Below are 19433 nucleotides of genomic sequence, written 5' to 3'. Positions count from 1 at the left end.
CTCAAGCCGGCGTGAGCTCGGCCGTGAGGTCCCCGTCCGGGGTCTCGCCCGGGTAGCGGACGCCGACGCGGTCCCGGATCGCGTCGAGCGTCCGCATCACGGCGAGGGTGCCGTCGAGCGGGACGAGCGGGGACTCGGTCTCACCGGCGCGCACGGCGCGCATCACCTCGGACGCCTCGTGACGGAGGCTGTTGCGGGGCCCGTCCGCCGGGTCGGCCGTGAACTCCTCGGGGTCACGGCCGTCCCGGTGCAGCACGAAGCGGTCCGGGAAGAAGAAGCCGTGCGGGATGTCGATACGGCCCTGCGAGCCGGTGACCGAGGCGGAGGTCGCCGTACCGCCGACGATGGAGCAGTGCACCGAGCCGAGAGCGCCGCTCTCCCAGGAGAGCAGCGCTCCCGTCTGGAGATCGACGCCCTCGTCGGAGAGCACCGCTCGCGCCGCGATGTCCGACGGCTCCCCGAGCAGGAGCTGCGCGAACGAAACCGGATACACGCCGAGATCGAGCAGCGCGCCCCCGCCCAGCTCCGGGTTCCGCAGCCGGTGCGAGGGCGGGAACGGCCCGGCCAGCCCGAAGTCGGCCTGGACCGTGCGCACTTCACCGATCGCGCCGTCGTCGACCAGCGACTTCAGCCGCCGCACCACCGGGTTGCAGTACATCCACATCGCCTCCATCAGGAAGCGCCCGTGTTCCCGCGCCAGCGCGACGAGTTCCGCCGCCTCGCGCACGTTCAGCGTGAACGGCTTCTCGCACAGCACGTTCCGCCCGGCCGCCAGACACAGACCGGCGGCGGTCCGGTGGGCTGTGTGCGGCGTGGCGACGTAGACGACATCGATGTCCTCGTCCCGGGCGAGCGTGTTCCAGTCGCCGTAGGCCCGCGGGATCCCGAACCGCTCCGCGAACGTCTTCGCGGACGCCTCCGACCGGGACGCCACCGCCACGACCTCCGCGTCAGGCAGGTCGATCAGGTCCGCGGTGAACGCCGCCGCGATCCCTCCGGTCGCCAGGATGCCCCACCGCACCGTGTCCGCCGTCATTCCCGCCCCGCCTTCACCTCGTAACCCGAGCAGTCCGTACGAGCTGAGAGCATAGGTGGCGATCGACTCGAAAAGGGAGGGACTCATGCCCGAGGGTGGGGCGTCCATACCGAACACCGCGCAGGGGGCCGCAGCCGGGGCGGAGCCCCCCGGCCTCACAGCGCACCGCCGCACCGGGCTCCTGGTCACCTTCCTCCTCGGCGGCCTGACCGCCGTACCCCCGCTGGCGATGGACATGTACCTCCCGGCCCTGCCGGAGGTCACCCGCGCCCTGCACGCCCCCGCTGCGACCGTCCAGCTCACCCTCACCACCTGCCTGGCCGGCATGGCGCTCGGCCAGCTCGTCGTGGGTCCGATGAGCGACCGCTGGGGACGCCGCCGCCCCCTCCTCGCCGGACTCGGCGTCTTCGTCGTCGCCACCGTCCTGTGCGCGCTCGCGCCCACCGTCGAACTCCTCGTCGCCTTCCGGCTGGCGCAGGGCCTCGCGGGCGCGGCCGCCATCGTCATCGCCCGGGCCGTCGTCCGCGACCTGTACGACGGCATGGCCATGGCCCGGTTCTTCTCCACCCTCATGCTGATCTCGGGGGTCGCCCCGATCGTGGCGCCGCTCATCGGCGGGCAGGTCCTGCGCGTGACGGACTGGCGGGGCGTGTTCGTCGTCCTCACGGCCATCGGCATCCTGATCGGAGCCCTGGTCTGGACGAGGCTCCCCGAGACCCTGCCGCCCGCGCAGCGCCACAGCGGCGGCGTCGGCGAGGCGCTGCGCTCGATGCGCGGCCTGCTCGCCGACCGCTCCTTCGCCGGCTACACCCTCACCGGCGGCTTCGCCTTCGCCGCCCTCTTCGCCTACATCTCCGCGTCCCCGTTCGTCATCCAGGAGATCTACGGCGCCTCCCCGCAGACGTTCAGCCTGCTGTTCGGCGTCAACTCGGTCGGACTGGTCCTCGTCGGCCAGATCAACGGCAAGATCCTCGTCGGCCGGGTCAGCCTGGACCGCGTCCTGGGGATCGGCCTGGCCATCGTCATCACCGCCGCGACCGCGCTGCTGCTGATGTCCCTCGGCGTGTTCGGCGAGGTCGGCCTCGCGCCCGTCGCCGTCGCGCTGTTCGTGCTGATGTCCGCGATGGGCATCACCCTGCCCAACACCCAGGCCCTCGCCCTGATGCGCACCAAGCACGCCGCCGGCTCGGCGTCCGCCCTGCTCGGCACGTCGTCGTTCCTCATCGGCGCGATCGCCTCCCCGCTCGTCGGCGTCGCCGGGGAGGACACGGCCGTCCCGATGGCCGTCGTCCAACTGGCCGCCGCCCTGGTGGCACTGGCCTGCTTCGTGGGAATGTGCCGACCCTGGAAGTCTGACAGGGAGATGGACAGCAAGACGGACGGGAAGACGGACAGCAGGGGCGCGAGCGTGGAGGGAGCAGACAGCTGAGCGCACCAAGACTGCGCGACGGCACACCGGAACGGGCCGGACTCGACCCCGGGGAACTGCGTCACCTGGTCCGGGAGGTCCACGTCCTCACCACCGGGCAGCGCCCCTGGGCGCCCGGCGCGGTCGTGGTCGTCGGCCGCGGCCCGGTGATCGCGGTCGAGGAGGCGGCGGGCTGGGCCGTCCGCTACGCGGCCTACGACGAGGCCACCGACGCGGGTGTGGAACTGCCGCCCGAGGAGCGGGTCCCGATGACCGTCGGCACCCCCTTCGACCTGGCGTCCCTGACCAAACTGTTCACAGCCGTGGCCGCCGTGCAGCAGATCGAGCGCGGCACCCTGGGCATCGACGCGAAGGTGGGCGCGTACCTGCCCGACTTCACGGCGGCCGCCCGCCACGGCATCACCGTACGGCAGCTGCTCACCCACACCTCCGGGCTGCGCCCCGAACTCCCGCTGTACGACTGCGCCGACGCGGCCGGGCGGCTGGCGGCGCTGCGCACGGAGGCGCCGGTCGGTCCACCGGGCACGTACGGCTACTCCGACCTGAACATGCTGCTCCTCCAGCACGTCCTGGAACGCATCACCGGCCGCACGCTCGACGTCCTCTTCCGCGACGGCATCACCCGGCCGCTGGGCATGACGGCGACGGAGTTCGGGCCGTGCCTCGGGGCGGCGGCGACCGAGGACCAGCGGCGGCCGTGGGCCAAGGCGGACCGGGGGATGCTGCGGGGCGAGGTGCACGACGAGAACGCCTGGGCGCTGGGCGGCGTGGCGGGCCACGCGGGCCTCTTCTCCACCGGCCGGGACCTCGCGGTGTTCTGCCGCGCCCTCCTCGCCGGCGGCTCCTACGGCCCCGCCCGCATCCTCGGCCCCGACTTCGTCGACCTCCTCTTCACCCCACCGGGCCTGGGCTTCTCCCTCGACCAGCCGTGGTTCATGGGCGACCTGGCGGGCCGCGGCGCGGCGGGCCACACGGGCTTCACGGGCACGTCCCTCGTCCTCGACCCGGCGACGGACACGTTCCTGATCCTCCTCACCAACACGGTCCATCCCCGTCGCCGCCGCCCGGACAGCGCGCCGAGGGCGGCGGCGGGGTCGCGGGTGGCTCGGGCGGTGCGGGGGATGTGAGAGGGAATACAAAGGGGGGAACTCACAGGTCCGAGCCCCGTGGACCGGGGCAAGCCGGGTTTCACGATGCACGTCCTGTCGGACGCGAACGGACTGCCCCTGGTCGTCGGCGTCTCGGCCGCCAACACTCACGCTTCCCGAGCAGAGGGCCTTGAGCCCTGCGTCTCAACGCTTGGGAGAGTTAGCGGACCCCCCGCGTTTCCGCCTGACACCTGGTCCTTGGCCGCCGCCCTCGGCTCGGTCTGTCGGGCGCAGCGACGGTCCTCGGGGCGTTTTCCCCCTCAGACACACGGGCGGGATCGTCAGCCTCTGGCGAGCCCTGCACTTCAGGGAGATCGTCTGGCCCCGCTTGAAGAGCGCGCCGTACCTCACGCCAAGCTCGGATGATCTCAGGAAGCTTGGACAGCACCTCGGCGATCTGCGTCAGTAGCAGCATGACGCAGCCAGAAGCAGCGAGGATCACCAGCGTCACGTTGTCCCAGCTCATGCGGACTGTCCCAGCGTCGGCTGGAGCGGTCCTCGACGTCCATGCAGGCTGAGCGTCGCGTCCCCCAACCGCACCTCCACGCGGTCGCCGACATCGTGCATCGTGGCGCCGGGGATACCAACCTGTTGAGCTGTCCAGCATGCCAGATTCGTGGCAGAACGCTGATTGTGTGGGTCGGCGGGGGCTTCTTCTGGCGCTACAGCAGATGCCTGTGATTGCTTCTGCGCCTGCCCCCTGTGCTTTTGCAGTCCGAGTTCCGGCCTCCGACTCGGTGTCGCCCTGGACGCGCCGCCCGTTCATCCGCTCCGGCTCGGCGAGGCGAACGCAACCTCCGCACAGCGAGCGCCGTCTCTCCAACACACGCCTCGGCTCAGACCTTCTCCGCACTCACGCGCGGATGCTCGGCAGCGAGCAGCCCGACGTCTTCTACATCGCAAGTCAGGATCGTCACCCGGCCGGGATGTTGCAGGGCGGTCGCGCACAGCATGGCGTCGATAGCGTACTTGTGGCCGTGTAGCCCCGCTGTACGCAGCAAAGCGGCAGCGGATTGCGCGACGGCCTGGGTCACCGGCTCGATACTCAGGCGGGACAGGGTCCACTTGAGTGCGGCTTCGTTGATCTTCGGGTGGATCACCTCGACCAGCACCGCCGCCGAGGTGATCACGGGTAGGTCCGCGTCGCGAGCCGCCGTCAGCCACTCATGGATTTCCCGATCACGCTGTACAGCCTTCGCCAGGCCCTCGCTGTCCAGGACCAGAACACCGCTCACGCGGCCGCCCCGGCATTTGAAGCGCCGCCGGTCAGCCGGGCACGCTTGGCCGCCACGGCCTCGGGGTCAGCGGGGCCGTGCATCTTGTCGAAGTCCGCGATCAGCTCGTCCAGGTTGTCCCGCTCGATCTGCCGTTGGGCCGCCTTCTCCAGGTACGCCGAGACGCCCCGCTTGCCGACCCGCTCACGGATCGCTTGCAGAGTTCCGGCGGTCAGAGTGACGGAGATACCGCTAGTGGGGCCGTCGCCGGGCAGGAAGTCAACGTCGTCATCAGTCACACTGCGAGTGTGCCATAGGAAATGGCATAGTGGTGCCAAGTGCATCACGAGGCTCTGACCGGATGACGGAGGACCCCTGCCAGAGCCTCGTAATGGCTATGCGGCCGCAACGCCCCTCCAAAGATGATCTCGGGCTCCGTGGTCAGGGCCGCGCCGATCCCGCCGATACCCTCGTGGAGCCGGTCGCCAGTCACGCAACCGGCGACGGCGACAGCATCGTCATCTGTGATCGGAGAGTCTCGGCACCCGGGGCCGTGCAGCAGTGCCTCAAACGCCCCCGCCACCCTCCCGCACCGCGATCCGCGCCAACTTCGTCAGCATCATGCCGTTCCGGACCGCGACGACGTAATCCACGGGCAGTCCGTGCATCCGCGTGCCGGGACCCCGGAGCGGGTGCCAGTCGAGGGTGAAGCGAGTGTGCTCGCCCCAGGGGAGCAGCCTCATGGCGATGCGGGCCGCGCCGAAGGGGTCAGCCTTCGCCTCCAGTTCCAGGCGGTGGGGCGGTTCGCAGACGCGGACGACGCAGGTGTCGTCGAGGGTGAGAGGGCCGGCGCCGACGCGGACCTTCAGCCGGGCGCCCACCTCTGGCCAGTGCGGGTCCGCGGCGAGGACCTGCCGGGTTCCTGTCACCCACTCCCCGTAGCGGTGGCCGTCGCACAGCAGACGCCAGACTTCGGACGGCGGGCTCAGGATCAGACGGCGGCTCCGGGCCATGATCACGCTCCTGGGCGGCTGTGAGCTCGACGCGAGAACTTCGAGAACATGGTTCCAGCGTCATGCCGACGCACCACGTGCACCGTCCGACCGGTCCGGACGGGTGAGTCTCCGGGCCCGGGCCCTCGTAGAATCGCCGGGTGAACGCCCCCGCACCCCCGGCCGAAACCCTCCGCGCCGCCCTCGCCGGTCTGCTCGACGGGCTGCCGCCCCGGCAGGCCGCGCAGGCGGTGGAGCGGCTGATCGCCAGCTACCGGGGGGCGACCCCGACCGACGCTCCCATCCTCCGCGACCGGGCCGATGTCGCCGCCTACGCGGCTTACCGCATGCCCGCGACCTTCGAGGCGGTCCGTTCCGCGCTGGAGGCGTTCGCGGATGCCGTGCCCGGGTGGGTGCCCGGATCGCACACCGACCTCGGTGGCGGTACGGGTGCCGCGGCCTGGGCCGTGAGCGCGACCTGGGGCGGGAAGCGGCCCGTCACCGTGCTCGACTGGGCCGAGCCCGCGCTCGCGCTCGGCCGGGAGATCGCCGCGGCCGACCCGGCCCTGCGGGACGTACGGTGGCAGCGCTCTCGGATCGGAGCGGCGCTCACCCTGGAGAGCACTGATCTCGTTACCGTCTCCTACGTCCTCAACGAGCTGACCGCCCCCGACCGCACCGCCCTCGTCGACGCCGCCGCGACCGCGGCTCAGGCCGTCGTGATCGTCGAGCCCGGCACCCCCGACGGTTACGCCCGCGTCATCGAGGCCCGCGACCGGCTGATCGGCGCCGGCTTCCACGTCGCCGCCCCCTGCCCGCACAGCGCCGGCTGCCCCATCGCCCCGGGCACGGACTGGTGCCACTTCTCCGCCCGGGTCAGCCGTTCCTCCCTGCACCGCCAGGTCAAGGGCGGCTCCCTGCCCTACGAGGACGAGAAGTTCAGTTACGTAGCCGCCGCCCGCTTCCCCGTCACCCCGGCACCCTCCCGTGTCGTGCGGCGCCCGCAGATCCGCAAGGGCCAGGTCCTCCTCGACCTGTGCGAGACCGAACCGTCCCTGCACCGCACCACCGTCACCAAACGCCACGGCGATCTTTACAAGGCGGCACGAGACGCGGACTGGGGCGACGCCTGGCCGCCGGCACCATGATCGGGACTCCTGTCAGGTACGCATAAGATCAACTCCGCGCCTTCGGGCGTGAGCAATGCGCACCAAAGAAACGGGAGGAACCTTTGAAGAAGCTTCTGATCGCCCCGGTGGCGGTGGCGGCCCTGGCCCTGGCCGGGTTCGTGCCGAGTGCCTCCGGCACGGCGACCGTACGGAGCGACGACATGACCACCGTCGCGGCCACGGCGAAGTGCAAGAGCCTCACGGCGCTTTCGAACGTCAATGTGCGCAAGTCGGCCAGCACCAAGTCGACCATCCTGCGCCTCTGGTACAAGGGCACCAAGGGCTGTGACATCAAGGGTGTCGACGGCGGCTCGTACAAGAACGCCTGCGGGATCAAGAGCTACCACTACTGGCGCAAGGTCAACTACCGCGGCACCGTGGGCTACGTGCCCAACGTCTGCGTGAAGTACTCCTGACCGGCCCAGCGGGACAACGCCTCCTCCGCCGACGCCCGGTCGGCGGGGGACAGGTTCGCGATCTCGATGTTGTGGTTGCCTCCCGGGACCCAGAGGACCCCTGAGTCGCGGCCGCCGGGGCTGAAGTACTCGGCCACGGACGGGTCTTGGGTGCCGTTGACGACCAGCAGCCGGCTGCCGTGCCGGCGGACCCAGCGGTCGATGTCCGGCATGGCTGCCGCGTCGAAGGCCATGGGGATGTCCCGGGGGACGAAGTTGCGCGCCTCGATGCCGCCGGAGTGGCGCATCAGGTCCGCGACATGGTCGGTGGGGACGTCGCCGTACCCCAGCTGCGTGCCGATCTGGTACCAGTACGGGATGTACCGCCGCGCCGCCGTGTCGGCGTAGAAATGCAGCCCCGCCGTGTCGTCGAGCCAGGTGTACAGCTCGTCGGCCGTCGCCTCCGGGCCGGGGATCGTGGCGACGTCGGCCGCGCTGCCCCGCTGCCAGAACATGAACAGCACGCGCAGCACGGCGATTTCGAAGGCCTGGTCGGCGCTGCCGATGATGCGGAAGGTGTCGTTGGTGGCGGCCGCCCAGGCCTCGTAACGGGCGACCATCTCGGCCCGTTTGAGCAACAGCCGCCGCTGTGCGGACTTGACGGCCTCGCGGCCCGCGGGGGTGCCGACCGTCTCCAGGAAGCGCAGGTAGGCGGAGTTGTCGCGGTCGTCGACGTTGTTCGGGGCCGAGTAGACCACCGTGCCGTCCACGTCCTGGGGGTGGAAGCGGCGGTGGTAGACCGTCGCCGTGCCGCCCTTGCTGCCACCGGTGGAGATCCACGCGCCGGAGTAGAGCCGGCGGAAGAGGCGGACGACGCGGTGGTGGTCGTCGGCGGCCTGGCGGATCGTGAGGTGGGCGTAGCCGGTCCCCGCCGGGCGTGACGTGCCGAAGTAGCGGTGTTCCACCTGGAGTTGGTTGGCGCCGAGCAGGATCGTCGGTTCGCTCCGCCAGGGCGAGAGGACCGCGTGGTAGCCCGTGGTGGTGAGGACCATGGGACGGTCGGCGGCGGTGTGCAGCAGGGTGAGGCGCTGCTCGAAGGTGCCGGCCGCGGGGTTCCCGTGGTCGACCGGCTGGCGCAGGCCCAGGACGAAGTGCCGGTAGCCCGGTTCGGCGTCCTGCCGCTCCTCGATCAGCCGCAGTCCGGGCAGTGCCCGCAGCGCGTCCGCGATGTCGCGGGTGCCGGGACGGGCCGCTCCGGCCGCCGCCCGGGCGGGCAGGGCCGTCGTCGCGGCGAGACCCGCCGCCGTGACGGCCGTCGCCGCCGAAGTGAGCAGTCGTCGTCTCGTCCACACGCGCATCGTGAGTCCTCCCGGGTGTCCGTCGGCCGCGGTGTCACGACCGCGTTCAGTACATCCGCCGGACGTCCCGGGAGGATCCCTCGCGCGAGGGGACCGCCTCCCCCGGGCGGGGGAGGCTCACGACGACTTGTCGGTCGTACCGCCCTCCTGCTGTTGCCGGCGCTTCTCCTGGAGCTTGCGCAGCAGCTCGCGCTTCTGGGCCTGCGGGTCGAGGCCGCCGCCGATCCGGCCGCCCCGGCCGCCGCCGCGCAGCGCCTTGCGGCCGAGCTTCTGGCGTGATCCGCCGACACCCAGCAGGTTTCCGGCTCCACCTCGGGTCATGTCGGGCTCCTTCCCTGATCCTTCTCCGCGACGAGACGGTTCGTCTCGTTCATGTTGCTCCACTGTCCGCGAGACGCTCCGTCTTGTCAACCTGTTAAATTCGATCCATGCCCGTACAGAAAGACTCCGCCCCGCCCGCCCCCGCCAAGCCCGCCCCCGACTCCACCCGGCGCAGTGAGAAGTCCCGCCGCGCCATCTACGACGCCGCCCTCTCGCTCGTCGTGGAGGCCGGGTATCCGAAGACCACCATCGAGGGCATCGCCGCCCGCGCCGGCGTCGGCAAGCAGACGATCTACCGCTGGTGGTCGTCGAAGGCGGACGTGCTGATGGAGGCGTTCCTCGACCTGGGCGAGCAGTCCCTGCGGGAAGCGGGACCGGAGCCGTACGCCTTCCCCGACACCGGCGACGTCGCCGCCGACGTCAAAGGCGTCCTGCGCGCCACCGTCGACCAGTTGCGCGACCCGAGGTTCGAGGCACCGTCCCGCGCGCTGGCCGCCGAGGGCGTCGTCAACGAGCAACTCGGGCGCGAGCTGGTCGCCAAGCTGATGCAGCCCTCACTCGACCTGTACATGGAACGGCTGCGAGCCGCACAGGACGCCGGGCAGGTGCGGTCCGACGTCGACCCGCGCATCGCCCTGGAGTTCTTCATCTCCCCGCTCGCCCAGCGCTGGCTCCAGCACACCGGCCCGATCTCCTACGAGTACACCGACACCCTCGTCGACTACGCCCTTCACGGCCTCGCGCCCCGCTGAGCGGCCCGCGCGAGGCGCCCCGGCGCGTCCGTGATCACCCCGTCACAGCCCAGCGCCAGCACCCGGTCCCGCTGCGCGTCCGTCACCACGGTGTGCGCCCACACCCGCCGGATCCCCGAGCGCACCGCCCGCACGAGGTCCGCGTCCCGCGCCCGGTGGTCCACGTCCAGCAGGTCCACGTACGACCGCCAGCGCTCCGGGCGGTCCGTGCGCAGTTGCCGCGCCGAGCGCCACAACTGGGCGAGCAGGCCCAGGCGATGGGCGCGCCGGGCCACCTCCGGGTCGTTGGAGTTCACGAACACCGAGCGGGTCAGTCCGCGGGCCCGGATCAGCCCGGCCAGCCGGTCGAGGCTGCCCGGGTCCTTCGCCTCCAGCATCAGCACGATCCGCCCGCCGAAACGATCCAGCACCTCCGCGACCGTCGGCGGCCGTTCCGACCGCCAGCTGCCGGGCAGGGCGTCCTTCGGGCGCAGCCGGACGCCCTGCCACTCCCGGGCGTCGAGGCCGCGCACCTCGCCGCCCAGGTACGTGGTGCGGTTCAGGGTCTCGTCGTGGAACACCACGGGCGTCCCGTCGCGCAGCGACCGCGTGTCGAAGTCCAGCACCTGCGCCGTACCGCGCTCGTAGGCGGCCATCAGCCCCGTCATGCTGTTCTCGGGGACCTCGCGGGCGCCGCCGCGGTGGGCGACGTACGCGATCCGGGGGAGCGCCGCCACGGTCAGGGGGCCGGTGCCCCACTCCAGCGGGCGGGTGTGCCCCGCCGGTGGACGGATGCCCGCCGGCAGGGCCGGGGCGGCGCCGGCCGGTCCCGTGAGGGTCAGCGAGACCACCGAAACCGCGGAGGCGAGGCCCGTCAGCGCGATCCTTGTGAGCATGGCGACCACGGTAGGGCGCCATGTCGCGGCAAAGCGGGCAATGACACCCGATCACGGTGCGGAGTACGCCTCGCCCCACGGGCATATGCCTCGCCCCACCGGTACATGTCTCGGCCCTCCTGCCCCGGATGTGGGCACTGGCCCCCCGGCGCGCGGGAAGATGGGACCATGAGGCATGCTGTTCCGCACGACAGCGAGGCGAGGGGATAGATGAGCGCGGAGTACGGCGGCAGGACCGGCCTACAGGGCAAACTCACCCAGTGGCTGCGCGCCGGGCGCCGGCCGAAGGAGACCGCCGGTGACGGCGGCCGTGAGGACCTGCTGCTCGCCGCCGCCGGCGCCGGACTGCCGCTCGCGCCCGCCGCGCACCCGGCCGGCTACCGCTGCTCCTGCGACCGCGTCGGCTGTCCCACCCCGGCCCGGCATCCGGTGTCCTTCGCCTGGCAGACGCAGTCGACCACCGACCGCGCCCAGATCGAACGCTGGGCCCGCCATCAGCCGCAGGCCAACTTCATCACCGCGACCGGCATGGTGCACGACGTCCTGGACGTGCCCCTGGATGCCGGTCGCAGTGCGTTGGAGCGGCTGCTGGCCGGCGGGGTCGAGGTCGGCCCCGTCGCCGAGAGCGACGACGGCCGCATGCTGTTCTTCACCCTCACCCGCGGGACGCCCGAGGACGAGGACGAGTGGTGGCCGTGCGAACTGGACTGCCACCCCGAGACGATGGACGAGCACCCCGGGCTGCGGTGGCACTGCCGCGGCTCCTACGTCCTCGTCCCGCCGGCGCGGCTGCCCGGTGAGGACCGGACCGTGCACTGGGTGCGCGGGCCCGAGCATCCGCTCCCGGATCCGCTGACCCTGCTGGAGACCCTGACCGAGGCCTGTGCCCGGTACGCCGGTGAGGACGCCGACCATGCCGGGTCGGCCTGGCCGGTGCGACGGCACTGAGCCGGTCCCGCTCCGCCCCTACGAGCCTTCCGCCGACGTCATTCCCTGGATCCGGCCGAGGATCGTCACCTTCTGGCTGCCGCTGCCCTTCGGCGGGTCCAGCGCCACCTCGTTGGAGACGAACTCCATCAAGAGGGACTGCTTGATCTCGCCGGTCGTCAGCGCGAGAACGTCCTTGTTGGGGACGGGGAACGACGTGCCCGCGTAGGCCGTCTGCTTCTCGTAGTGCCGTGTGGTGAAGAACACCAGCGCGCCGCCGTCCGCCGTGCGCAGGGCGAGGGGCTGGTAGTCGCCGTTCGTCAGCGGTTCGTCGATGTACTGGGTGACCAGGCCCGGCTTCTTGGAGTTCTTCTCGCGCAGGGCGCGCCACTGACTGGTGTGGAAACCGTCCGCGAACGTGTCTCCGCCGTTCTTGAGGTAGGCCGTGTAGTCCCGGCTCAGACCGCCGGGATCGGCGGCCAGGCCGGTCGAGTTCACCGGGACGGACTCGGCCCAGCCGTCCGCGTCCTTCTTGAACTCCGGGACCTTGCCCGGTGTGACGAGGGTGAGGTACGCCACCTGGAAGGGGTCGTCCAGGCTGCTGCGGGTGAACACCAGCAGCCAGCGGGCCGTGCCGCCCTTGTTGCCGGCCGCGTCGACGAGGAACCAGCGGGGCCAGCCGGCCTTCTTGGGGATCGTGTACTTCGCGTCCGTCAGCTTCAGGGGCGAGTGGTTCGGGTTGCCGTCCGGGTTGTTCGCCTTCCCGGCCTTCAGACGGGCCGAGTCGATGTCGGCCAGGGCCCCGGTGGTGTGGTCGGAGTCCAGGGAGGCGTCGTAGGCCTTGTCGGCCTCGTTGTACGCGGTCGTGAACTCCTGGAGGGCCTTGGCGGCTTCGGCGCGGGTCGTGGACGGGAGGATCTCCCGTTCGCCGTGCACCACGACGCATCCGCTCGCCGTCGCCGACAAAGCGGTCACCGAGGCTGCTATGAGGGCGCTCCGGGCGGACCTGCGGAGCGTTCGAGGGTCGCGATCCCTGCTCATCGGGTTCCTTCACCTTCCCCTTTCCGGAGGCGAACCCTACCGGTTGCCTCCGGCGGTCGGGCGGGGGTGGGTGTGCCTGTGCCTTGGCTGCGGGCGTTCGTGCCTCCCTCAGTGCCTCAAGGGCCTGGGAGGTGCCGCCAGGGCGGCACGGGTGGGCGCAACGGCACCGCGTCGGCGCCGAGTTGCGCGGCGCCCCGGCCTCGGCTCTCGCCGGCCGGTGTTGTCGCCGTCCGACGCTGTCGGAATCTCGCCGGTGACAGCAAGCGGCCCGTACCGTCGCCCGGCCCCTCCCGGCGGTCCGGCCACCTGGGACGACCTGGCCGCCCGGGCGATGTTTGAATGCCCCCGTGACTGACTACGACGTGCTCCGCGTCTTCTGCGGGCCGAACGGTGGATACGGCAACGAACTCGGTGTCGTGCGCGAGGGTTCGCTGCTGCCCGAGCGGAGGGACCGGCAGGAGTTCGCCGCGAAACTCGGGTTCAGCGAGACCGTGTTCGTCGACGACCCCGAGCGCGGTGTGATCGACATCTACACGCCCACCCTGCGCCTGCCCTTCGCCGGGCACCCGTGTGTCGGGACGGCCTGGCTGCTCGACGTGCCCGAGCTGGTCACGCCCGCCGGGGTGGCCGGTGCCCGGCAGGACGGGGAGTTCTGCTGGATCGAGGCACGGGCGGAGTGGGTGCCGCAGCGCACCCTGCGGCAGTACGGCAGCGCCGCCGAGGTCGACGGCCTGGCCGTGCCGCCGCCGGGGGAGTGGGTGTACGCCTGGGCGTGGGAGGACGAGCCCGCCGGACGGGTTCGGGCCCGGGCCTTCCCCGGACGCGGTGACGGGATCGACGAGGACGAGGCGACCGGGGCGGCGCCCCTGCTGCTCACCGACCGGCTCGGCCGGGCCCTCAACATCACCCAGGGCGCGGGCTCCCAGATCCTGACCGCGCCCCAGCCGGGCGGATGGACCGAGGTCGGCGGCCGGGTCCGTCTCGAACGCTGACGCTCACGCCGACAGCGGGAACTCCTCGCCCAGCGCCTGGAACACCGCGTTGTTCATCGCGTACGCCCGCCGGCACTCGGACACGATCCGCTGCCGCTCCAGCTCGTCGCCGGGGACCGCGTCCAGCAGCTCCCAGTAATCCCGCTTGAAGGCGGCCGGGTTGGGGATCTCCTCGAACACGTAGAAGCGGACCCCGTCGCCCTTCTTCGGGAAACCCCACGTCCTCTCGGCCGTGTCGCGGATGATCTGCCCGCCGGAGAGGTCACCGAGGTAGCGGGTGTAGTGGTGGGCGACGTAGCCGGCCGGCCAGGTGCGGGCGCAGTCGGAGATCCGCCGCGCGTACTCCAGGGTGGCGGGCAGCGCGCTGACGCCCGATCGCCAATCGGGGCCGCGCAGGTACTCCAGGTCCTGTTCCAGCGAGGCCATCCGGAACAGCTCCGGGCGGACGAACGGGCCGGCCACCGGGTCCCCGGCCAGTTGCTCGGCGCCGGACTCCAGGGCCCCGTACACGAACCAGAGCTGCTCCGTGTAGCGGGCGAACGCGTCGACCCCCAGTTTGTGCCCCAGCAGGTCGCTCATGAACGTCGAGCCCCTGACCTCCTCGTGCTGCTCGCGGGAAGCGGTCCGAATGAGGGTCGAGAAGGATTCCATGGGCTCATCCTCTGGGTAAGGCTTACCTAAGTCAATGGGTTTGCCGACGCCCTGTCGGTAAAAGCGTACAAGAGAAAGCCCGCCCTGGCAGGGCGGGCTCGGTGATCGGTGATCGGTGATCAGGGCAGCGTGAGGATCTCCGCGCCCGTCTCCGTCACGACCAGCGTGTGCTCGAACTGGGCCGTCCGCTTCCGGTCCTTCGTCACGACCGTCCAGCCGTCGTCCCACATGTCGTACTCGTGCGTCCCGAGCGTCAGCATCGGCTCGATCGTGAACGTCATCCCGGGCTGGATGACCGTCGTCGCGTGCGGGCTGTCGTAGTGCGGGATGATCAGGCCCGAGTGGAACGAGCTGTTGATGCCGTGGCCGGTGAAGTCCCGGACCACCCCGTAGCCGAAGCGCTTGGCGTACGACTCGATGACCCGGCCGATGATGTTGATCTGCCGGCCCGGCTTGACCGCCTTGATCGCCCGGTCGAGGGACTCCCGGGTCCGCTCCACCAGCAGCCGCGACTCCTCGTCGACGTCACCGACCAGGTAGGTCGCGTTGTTGTCGCCGTGCACACCGCCGATGTACGCCGTCACGTCGAGGTTGACGATGTCGCCGTCGCGCAGGACCGTCGAGTCCGGGATGCCGTGGCAGATCACCTCGTTGACCGAACTGCACAGCGACTTAGGGAAGCCCCGGTAGCCGAGCGTCGAGGGATAGGCGCCGTGGTCGCACATGTACTCGTGCGCCACCCTGTCCAGCTCGTCCGTGGTCACCCCGGGGGCGATCAGCTTCGCGGCCGCCGCCATCGCCCGGGCGGCGATCCGGCCGGCGAACCGCATCGCCTCGATCGTCTCGGGCGTCTGCACCTCCGGTCCGGTGTACGGCGTCGGCGCGGGCTTGCCGACGTACTCGGGGCGACGGATGTTTCCGGGCACGGGACGGGTGGGGGACAGCTCCCCCGGTACGAGCAGCGACTGGCCAGACATGCCAGCGAGTCTAACCAGCGGCCATGGGGGAACATGACGGTGGCGAGAGGAGCTGGTCATGGCCCTGTTCAAGAAGCGGACGGTCGGCAAGCCGGGCGAGTGGTACTACTGCCTGGAGCACAAGAAGGTCGAGGAGGGGCCGGAGTGCCCCAACAAGGACCGGTTCGGACCGTACGCCTCCCGTCCGGAAGCCGAACACGCGATGGAGACCGCCCGCGCACGCAACCTCCAGTGGGAGAACGACCCCAAGTGGCACGACGCCCCTGCGGGCGGCCGGAACGAGGAGTAGGCGCACCCCGGCGGCTGCGCGCCGGTCGCGCAGCCGCACCACCGGCAGAGCCCGCCCAGGGGGTGTCCCTACCAGCGTGCGGGCGGAGGGGCCGTCAGGTGCTCCGCCAGTCTCGCCACCCTGTCCCGGAAGCGGCGGCGGCCGCGTGGCGTCGGTAGGGCATTCTCCCCGGCCGCCGCGCTGACCAGGTGCTGGACCGTGTCCAGGTCCAGCTCCGAGCCGTCGGGGACGGCCAGGGCCTCGTGAGCCATCGCCGACAGCTCACCCTCACCGGGGCCGAGGGACAGCACCGTCGCCCCGGCGCGCCGGGCGTCGGACACCCGTTCAAGGAGGGGCGCGGCAGGCCCCTCGGGGGACACCACCAGCAGCGTCTCGCCCCGCCTGGCCGCCTCCAGCCGGCCGAGGCCGACCGCCAGGTGCGCGGGGTCCGAGGAGCGCGCGTCGTGCCGTACCAGCGTCGGGGCCAGCTCCGGCGTGCCCGACCAGGCCGCCTCGTCCACCAGATGCGCCGCCAGGTGCCACGGCTCGTACTCCGGCGTGCCGACGAGCAGCATCCCGCCGCCGTGCGACACCACCGACCCCCGCAGCGCACCGGCGAACCGCCGCGTGGCGCCCAGCCACTCCGTCCCGGCGAGCACTTCCCGCAGCAGCGCGACCCGTACGGCATCCATATGACCGCATCCTGCCCCGACCGGTCACTCGTGATGTGGAATTCACCACGCATTCGCCCGGCTTGGGCAGGGGGACCGGTCATCCGTACCTTCGTCGAACGCCCGGAGGAATCCGCCGATGACCGAGACCAGCGTCCCCTTCCGCGCCGGCCAGGAGGGGTACGCCAGCTTCCGCATCCCCGCCGTCGTCACCACCGTCCCCCACTCTCGGCTCCGCGCGAGCGGGGGCACCCCCATCGGCACCCTGCTCGCCTTCTGCGAGGGCCGCGTCGGCTCCCGGGACGACTTCGGGAACATCGACGTCGTACTCAAACGCTCCACGGACGGCGGCCGCACATGGGGCCCGCTCCTGGTCGCCGCCAAGAACGGCGACGCACTCGCCGGCAACCCGGCCCCCGTCGTCCTCGACACCGGCCGCGTGCTCCTCGTGCACGTACGCAACGCCGCACTCGCCACCGAGGACGCCATCCGGCGCGGCAAGGTGAGCGCGGCCGACGGACGCCGGGTCTGGGTGCAGCACAGCGACGACGACGGCCTCACCTGGTCCGCGCCGAGGGAGATCACCCAGCAGACCAAGAAGCCGCACTGGCGCTGGTATGCCACCACCCCCGGCCACGCCCTCCAGCTGAGCACCGGCCGGATCGTCGTCCCCGCCAACCACTCCCTGCCGCCCACCGGCACGGACAACGGCACGGAGGGCAGGTACAACGGCGGCCACTGCCTGCTCAGCGACGACCGGGGCGCCACCTGGCGGATCGGCTACGTCGACGACAACACCGACGGGTACATCAACGCCAACGAGACCACCGCCGCCGAACTCCCCGACGGCCGCGTGTACTTCAACACCCGCAACGACTCCCCGTCGCCCGGCACCCGCGCAGACGCCCACTCCGCGGACGGCGGGCAGACCCTGGTGAAACCCTTCCGTCCGCAGGCGGGCCTGGCCGCTCCCGTCTGCCAGGCGAGCGTGCTCCAACTCCGCGACCCCGACGTGCTGCTCTACTCCGGCCCGGCCGACCCGGGCTTCCGCGCCCTGATGACGATCCGCGCCTCCACCGACGGCGGCACCACCTGGCGCCCGGCCCACCCCGTGGACGGACTGCCCGCCGCGTACTCCGACCTCGTCCGCGTCGACGCGGACACCGTGGGCCTGCTGTACGAGACCGGCGACTTCAGTGCCTACGAGACCATCACCTTCCGCCGGGTGCCCGTGACGGAGCTGACCTGAGCCGATGGCCGCGGCGGACGTAGAGTCTGGGCCATGACCTCTACCGACAGTGCTGCCACCGACAACGCCCAGAAGGCCCCCGCCAAGGACCCCTGGGACCTGCCCGACGTCTCCGGACTCGTCGTCGGGGTGCTCGGCGGGACCGGGCCGCAGGGCAAGGGTCTCGCCTACCGGCTCGCCAAGGCCGGGCAGAAGGTGATCATCGGCTCGCGGGCGGCCGACCGCGCCCGGGCCGCCGCGGAGGAACTCGGACACGGCGTCGAGGGCGCCGACAACGCCGAGACCGCGCGCCGCAGCGACATCGTGATCGTCGCCGTGCCGTGGGACGGCCACGGCAAGACCCTCGAATCCCTGCGCGAGGAGCTGGCCGGCAAGCTCGTCGTGGACTGCGTCAACCCGCTCGGCTTCGACAAGAAGGGCGCCTACGCGCTCAAGCCCGAGGAGGGCAGCGCCGCCGAGCAGGCCGCCGCCCTGCTGCCGGACTCCCGGGTCACGGCCGCCTTCCACCACCTGTCGGCCGTGCTGCTCCAGGACCCGGAGATCGACGAGATCGACACCGACGTGATGGTGCTCGGCGAGGTCCGTGCCGACGTCGAGATCGTGCAGGCCCTCGCCGGGCGCATCCCCGGCATGCGCGGCATCTTCGCCGGGCGGCTGCGCAACGCCCACCAGGTGGAGTCGCTGGTGGCGAACCTGATCTCCGTGAACCGCCGGTACAAGGCGCACGCGGGGCTCCGCGTCACCGACGTGTGAGCCGCTGAGGCGCATGGGGGACACTGGTCGTCGTAGCAGTGTCCCCCGACAGGAGTCGACCGAAATGCCCCGCCTTGCCCTCTACGCCCTGATCGTCTGCGTCCTCGCCGTGGCCGCGGCCGTCGTCTCCTTCACACGGGGCAGCTGGCTGGGGATCGTCTGGGTGCTGCTGGCGGGCCTGTCGTCCAACATGTGCTGGTACTACGTGAAGCGCGGCAAGCAGCAGAAGTCCGTCACGGGCTGACCCGTCAGGGAGCGGCCGAGCAGAACTCGTTCGAGCCCTGCCAGAAGCGGTACAGTTCCTGACCGCAGTACGTCTCGAAGTCACTGATCCCGAGCGACTTCAGGAGCGAGTCGACCACGTCGAAGAACACGCCGTTCACCGCGGGCAGCCACAGCAGCGCGAACACGAACAGCAGGCCGAACGGCGCGAACGGCTCCACCTGCCGCCGGATGTTGTACGACAGCCAGGGCTCGATGACGCCGTAGCCGTCCAGGCCCGGGACCGGCAGGAAGTTCAGCAGCGCGGCCGTCACCTGGAGCAGCGCGAGGAAGGCCAGGGCGAACCGGAAGTCGCTCGGCACGCCGTCCAGCGCGTCCAGCCAGAACGGGGCCGTGCATACGACCGCGAAGAGCACGTTCGTCAGCGGACCGGCGGCCGAGATCAGACTGTGCTTCCAGCGGCCCTGGATCCGCCCGCGCTCGATGAACACCGCCCCGCCGGGCAGCCCGATCCCGCCCATGATCACGAAGATCACCGGGAGGACGATGCTGAGCAGGGCGTGCGTGTACTTCAGCGGGTTCAGCGTGAGGTAGCCCTTCGCGCCGACCGAGATGTCGCCGCTGTGCAGGGCGGTGCGCGCGTGCGCGTACTCGTGCAGACAGAGCGAGACGATCCAGGCCGCCGTCACGAAGAGGAACACGGCGACCCCGGGCTGCTGCGCGAACCCGGTCCAGGTCGCCCACCCCGTGACCGCCGTCACGGCCAGAATCCCGACGAAGACGGGACTGATCCGCCGCTCACTGTGGCGGCTGGTGGCGGTGGTCATGGGACTCCCTGCACTCTCGAACACGCGATGGGACGCCCGACGGTACCGGGCGCAGCGGGAAAACGTCTCGCGCGGGGCGGTCGGTTCCGGGGGTGCGGGGGCATCGGCCGGTCCCCTGCCGCCCGCCGCGCCGCCCAACTACGTGACCGGCTCTCGGCATACCGGG

23 protein-coding genes and 1 pseudogene are annotated in these 19433 nt (G+C 71.4%); 12 read left to right on the top strand and 12 right to left on the bottom strand.

The genetic code is table 11. From position 1 onward, the window contains the following. Window position 1 precedes the first annotated feature (1 nt). Window positions 2-1036, bottom strand: a complete 1035-nt coding sequence (locus CP976_RS13075; RefSeq protein ID WP_150480516.1) for a Gfo/Idh/MocA family protein — start codon at window positions 1034-1036, stop codon at window positions 2-4. An 85-nt stretch (window positions 1037-1121) separates the two neighbouring features. On the opposite strand from CP976_RS13075, the gene CP976_RS13070 reads away from it, so the two are divergent. The 3 genes and pseudogenes from CP976_RS13070 to CP976_RS43280 form a co-directional block, all read left to right on the top strand. Further along, on the top strand, window positions 1122-2465 hold the full coding sequence (locus CP976_RS13070) for a multidrug effflux MFS transporter (RefSeq protein WP_150480515.1): 1344 nt from the start codon (window positions 1122-1124) through the stop codon (window positions 2463-2465). 11 nt (window positions 2466-2476) lie between these two features. Continuing rightward, entirely contained in the window at window positions 2477-3592 is a 1116-nt protein-coding gene (locus tag CP976_RS13065) for a serine hydrolase domain-containing protein (protein WP_150480514.1), read from the top strand. A 15-nt stretch (window positions 3593-3607) separates the two neighbouring features. Then, window positions 3608-3760, top strand: a pseudogene (locus CP976_RS43280) (IS5/IS1182 family transposase); the annotation flags it as partial. Window positions 3761-4449: 689 nt separating this feature from the next. On the opposite strand, the gene CP976_RS13050 reads toward CP976_RS43280, so the two are convergent. The 3 genes from CP976_RS13050 to CP976_RS13040 form a co-directional block, all read right to left on the bottom strand. Continuing rightward, window positions 4450-4848 (bottom strand): type II toxin-antitoxin system VapC family toxin, encoded by a 399-nt coding sequence (locus CP976_RS13050; RefSeq protein ID WP_150480513.1) that lies wholly within the window; start codon window positions 4846-4848, stop codon window positions 4450-4452. Beyond that, window positions 4845-5126 (bottom strand): hypothetical protein, encoded by a 282-nt coding sequence (locus CP976_RS13045; RefSeq protein ID WP_150480512.1) that lies wholly within the window; start codon window positions 5124-5126, stop codon window positions 4845-4847. The genes CP976_RS13050 and CP976_RS13045 overlap by 4 nt, the downstream gene beginning before the upstream one ends. A gap of 267 nt (window positions 5127-5393) precedes the next feature. Then, on the bottom strand, window positions 5394-5840 hold the full coding sequence (locus tag CP976_RS13040) for an SRPBCC family protein (protein ID WP_150480511.1): 447 nt from the start codon (window positions 5838-5840) through the stop codon (window positions 5394-5396). Between the two features lie 140 nt (window positions 5841-5980). Here CP976_RS13040 and CP976_RS13035 point away from each other — a divergent pair, with 140 nt between their 5' ends. Together CP976_RS13035 and CP976_RS13030 are read left to right on the top strand one after the other, a co-directional pair. Continuing rightward, window positions 5981-6967 carry a small ribosomal subunit Rsm22 family protein gene (locus tag CP976_RS13035; protein WP_150480510.1) on the top strand — a complete coding sequence of 329 codons (987 nt, stop codon included), beginning with the start codon at window positions 5981-5983 and terminating at the stop codon, window positions 6965-6967. Between the two features lie 83 nt (window positions 6968-7050). Next, window positions 7051-7404 carry a hypothetical protein gene (locus CP976_RS13030; protein WP_150480509.1) on the top strand — a complete coding sequence of 118 codons (354 nt, stop codon included), beginning with the start codon at window positions 7051-7053 and terminating at the stop codon, window positions 7402-7404. Here CP976_RS13030 and CP976_RS13025 read toward each other — a convergent pair. Next, the gene (locus CP976_RS13025) at window positions 7371-8741 is read right to left on the bottom strand and encodes a S28 family serine protease (protein WP_150480508.1); all 1371 of its coding nucleotides are present in this window, start codon (window positions 8739-8741) and stop codon (window positions 7371-7373) included. The genes CP976_RS13030 and CP976_RS13025 overlap by 34 nt on opposite strands. Before the next feature lie 117 nt (window positions 8742-8858). Continuing rightward, on the bottom strand, window positions 8859-9062 hold the full coding sequence (locus tag CP976_RS13020; RefSeq protein ID WP_190146806.1) for a DUF6243 family protein: 204 nt from the start codon (window positions 9060-9062) through the stop codon (window positions 8859-8861). A gap of 107 nt (window positions 9063-9169) precedes the next feature. On the opposite strand from CP976_RS13020, the gene CP976_RS13015 reads away from it, so the two are divergent. Next, window positions 9170-9814: a TetR/AcrR family transcriptional regulator gene (locus CP976_RS13015; protein WP_150480507.1), complete on the top strand. Its 645-nt coding sequence runs from the start codon at window positions 9170-9172 to the stop codon at window positions 9812-9814. On the opposite strand, the gene CP976_RS13010 is transcribed toward CP976_RS13015, so the two are convergent. Continuing rightward, window positions 9793-10689, bottom strand: coding sequence for a glycerophosphodiester phosphodiesterase (locus CP976_RS13010; RefSeq protein ID WP_150480506.1), 897 nt, complete (start codon window positions 10687-10689; stop codon window positions 9793-9795). The genes CP976_RS13015 and CP976_RS13010 overlap by 22 nt on opposite strands. 210 nt (window positions 10690-10899) lie before the next feature. Here CP976_RS13010 and CP976_RS13005 point away from each other — a divergent pair, with 210 nt between their 5' ends. Beyond that, a complete protein-coding gene (locus CP976_RS13005) occupies window positions 10900-11637 on the top strand; it encodes a bifunctional DNA primase/polymerase (RefSeq protein WP_150480505.1) in 738 nt (245 codons plus the stop codon). Window positions 11638-11655: 18 nt separating this feature from the next. Here the strand turns inward: CP976_RS13005 and CP976_RS13000 are convergent, their stop codons facing one another. Continuing rightward, on the bottom strand, window positions 11656-12657 hold the full coding sequence (locus CP976_RS13000; protein WP_150480504.1) for an SCO2278 family lipoprotein: 1002 nt from the start codon (window positions 12655-12657) through the stop codon (window positions 11656-11658). Between the two features lie 347 nt (window positions 12658-13004). On the opposite strand from CP976_RS13000, the gene CP976_RS12995 reads away from it, so the two are divergent. Further along, complete coding sequence (locus CP976_RS12995; protein ID WP_150480503.1) at window positions 13005-13649, top strand: PhzF family phenazine biosynthesis protein; 645 nt, start codon at window positions 13005-13007, stop codon at window positions 13647-13649. A gap of 3 nt (window positions 13650-13652) precedes the next feature. Here the strand turns inward: CP976_RS12995 and CP976_RS12990 are convergent, their stop codons facing one another. Further along, on the bottom strand, window positions 13653-14300 hold the full coding sequence (locus tag CP976_RS12990) for a biliverdin-producing heme oxygenase (protein ID WP_150480502.1): 648 nt from the start codon (window positions 14298-14300) through the stop codon (window positions 13653-13655). A 119-nt stretch (window positions 14301-14419) separates the two neighbouring features. Next, the gene (gene map, locus CP976_RS12985; RefSeq protein ID WP_150480501.1) at window positions 14420-15277 is read right to left on the bottom strand and encodes a type I methionyl aminopeptidase; all 858 of its coding nucleotides are present in this window, start codon (window positions 15275-15277) and stop codon (window positions 14420-14422) included. Window positions 15278-15335: 58 nt separating this feature from the next. Between map and CP976_RS12980 the strand changes: the two genes are divergently transcribed. Then, complete coding sequence (locus tag CP976_RS12980) at window positions 15336-15566, top strand: hypothetical protein (RefSeq protein WP_150480500.1); 231 nt, start codon at window positions 15336-15338, stop codon at window positions 15564-15566. A 68-nt stretch (window positions 15567-15634) separates the two neighbouring features. Here CP976_RS12980 and CP976_RS12975 read toward each other — a convergent pair whose 3' ends face one another. Continuing rightward, on the bottom strand, window positions 15635-16237 hold the full coding sequence (locus tag CP976_RS12975) for a hypothetical protein (protein WP_150480499.1): 603 nt from the start codon (window positions 16235-16237) through the stop codon (window positions 15635-15637). A gap of 118 nt (window positions 16238-16355) precedes the next feature. On the opposite strand from CP976_RS12975, the gene CP976_RS12970 reads away from it, so the two are divergent. Genes CP976_RS12970 through CP976_RS12960 form a run of 3 tightly spaced genes read left to right on the top strand, consistent with a single transcriptional unit; the run spans window position 16356 to window position 18462 of the window. Next, on the top strand, window positions 16356-17465 hold the full coding sequence (locus CP976_RS12970; protein WP_150480498.1) for a sialidase family protein: 1110 nt from the start codon (window positions 16356-16358) through the stop codon (window positions 17463-17465). Between the two features lie 33 nt (window positions 17466-17498). Further along, window positions 17499-18218 (top strand): NADPH-dependent F420 reductase, encoded by a 720-nt coding sequence (gene npdG, locus CP976_RS12965; RefSeq protein WP_030837291.1) that lies wholly within the window; start codon window positions 17499-17501, stop codon window positions 18216-18218. Window positions 18219-18231: 13 nt separating this feature from the next. Then, on the top strand, window positions 18232-18462 hold the full coding sequence (locus tag CP976_RS12960; protein WP_190146807.1) for a hypothetical protein: 231 nt from the start codon (window positions 18232-18234) through the stop codon (window positions 18460-18462). Window positions 18463-18466: 4 nt separating this feature from the next. Here CP976_RS12960 and CP976_RS12955 read toward each other — a convergent pair whose 3' ends face one another. Then, on the bottom strand, window positions 18467-19267 hold the full coding sequence (locus tag CP976_RS12955) for a site-2 protease family protein (protein WP_150480496.1): 801 nt from the start codon (window positions 19265-19267) through the stop codon (window positions 18467-18469). Window positions 19268-19433 lie beyond the last annotated feature (166 nt).

The organism is Streptomyces coeruleorubidus (genome assembly GCF_008705135.1).
Lineage (GTDB): Bacteria > Actinomycetota > Actinomycetes > Streptomycetales > Streptomycetaceae > Streptomyces > Streptomyces coeruleofuscus.
The sequence above is the reverse complement of the archived record's forward strand: the minus strand, read 5'-3'. Positions and strand labels throughout refer to the sequence as shown.

Excerpts from the sequence above, each read along its gene's own strand:
- CP976_RS13075 (WP_150480516.1), bottom strand. The coding sequence starts at position 1,036 with ATGACGGCGGACACGGTGCGGTGGGGCATCCTGGCGACCGGAGGGATC.
- CP976_RS13070 (WP_150480515.1), top strand. The coding sequence starts at position 1,122 with ATGCCCGAGGGTGGGGCGTCCATACCGAACACCGCGCAGGGGGCCGCA.
- CP976_RS13040 (WP_150480511.1), bottom strand. The coding sequence starts at position 5,840 with ATGGCCCGGAGCCGCCGTCTGATCCTGAGCCCGCCGTCCGAAGTCTGG.
- CP976_RS13025 (WP_150480508.1), bottom strand. The coding sequence starts at position 8,741 with ATGCGCGTGTGGACGAGACGACGACTGCTCACTTCGGCGGCGACGGCC.
- CP976_RS13020 (WP_190146806.1), bottom strand. The coding sequence starts at position 9,062 with ATGACCCGAGGTGGAGCCGGAAACCTGCTGGGTGTCGGCGGATCACGC.
- CP976_RS13015 (WP_150480507.1), top strand. The coding sequence starts at position 9,170 with ATGCCCGTACAGAAAGACTCCGCCCCGCCCGCCCCCGCCAAGCCCGCC.
- CP976_RS13010 (WP_150480506.1), bottom strand. The coding sequence starts at position 10,689 with ATGCTCACAAGGATCGCGCTGACGGGCCTCGCCTCCGCGGTTTCGGTG.
- CP976_RS13005 (WP_150480505.1), top strand. The coding sequence starts at position 10,900 with ATGAGCGCGGAGTACGGCGGCAGGACCGGCCTACAGGGCAAACTCACC.
- CP976_RS13000 (WP_150480504.1), bottom strand. The coding sequence starts at position 12,657 with ATGAGCAGGGATCGCGACCCTCGAACGCTCCGCAGGTCCGCCCGGAGC.
- CP976_RS12990 (WP_150480502.1), bottom strand. The coding sequence starts at position 14,300 with ATGGAATCCTTCTCGACCCTCATTCGGACCGCTTCCCGCGAGCAGCAC.
- map (WP_150480501.1), bottom strand. The coding sequence starts at position 15,277 with ATGTCTGGCCAGTCGCTGCTCGTACCGGGGGAGCTGTCCCCCACCCGT.
- CP976_RS12980 (WP_150480500.1), top strand. The coding sequence starts at position 15,336 with ATGGCCCTGTTCAAGAAGCGGACGGTCGGCAAGCCGGGCGAGTGGTAC.
- CP976_RS12975 (WP_150480499.1), bottom strand. The coding sequence starts at position 16,237 with ATGGATGCCGTACGGGTCGCGCTGCTGCGGGAAGTGCTCGCCGGGACG.
- CP976_RS12970 (WP_150480498.1), top strand. The coding sequence starts at position 16,356 with ATGACCGAGACCAGCGTCCCCTTCCGCGCCGGCCAGGAGGGGTACGCC.
- npdG (WP_030837291.1), top strand. The coding sequence starts at position 17,499 with ATGACCTCTACCGACAGTGCTGCCACCGACAACGCCCAGAAGGCCCCC.
- CP976_RS12960 (WP_190146807.1), top strand. The coding sequence starts at position 18,232 with ATGGGGGACACTGGTCGTCGTAGCAGTGTCCCCCGACAGGAGTCGACC.
- CP976_RS12955 (WP_150480496.1), bottom strand. The coding sequence starts at position 19,267 with ATGACCACCGCCACCAGCCGCCACAGTGAGCGGCGGATCAGTCCCGTC.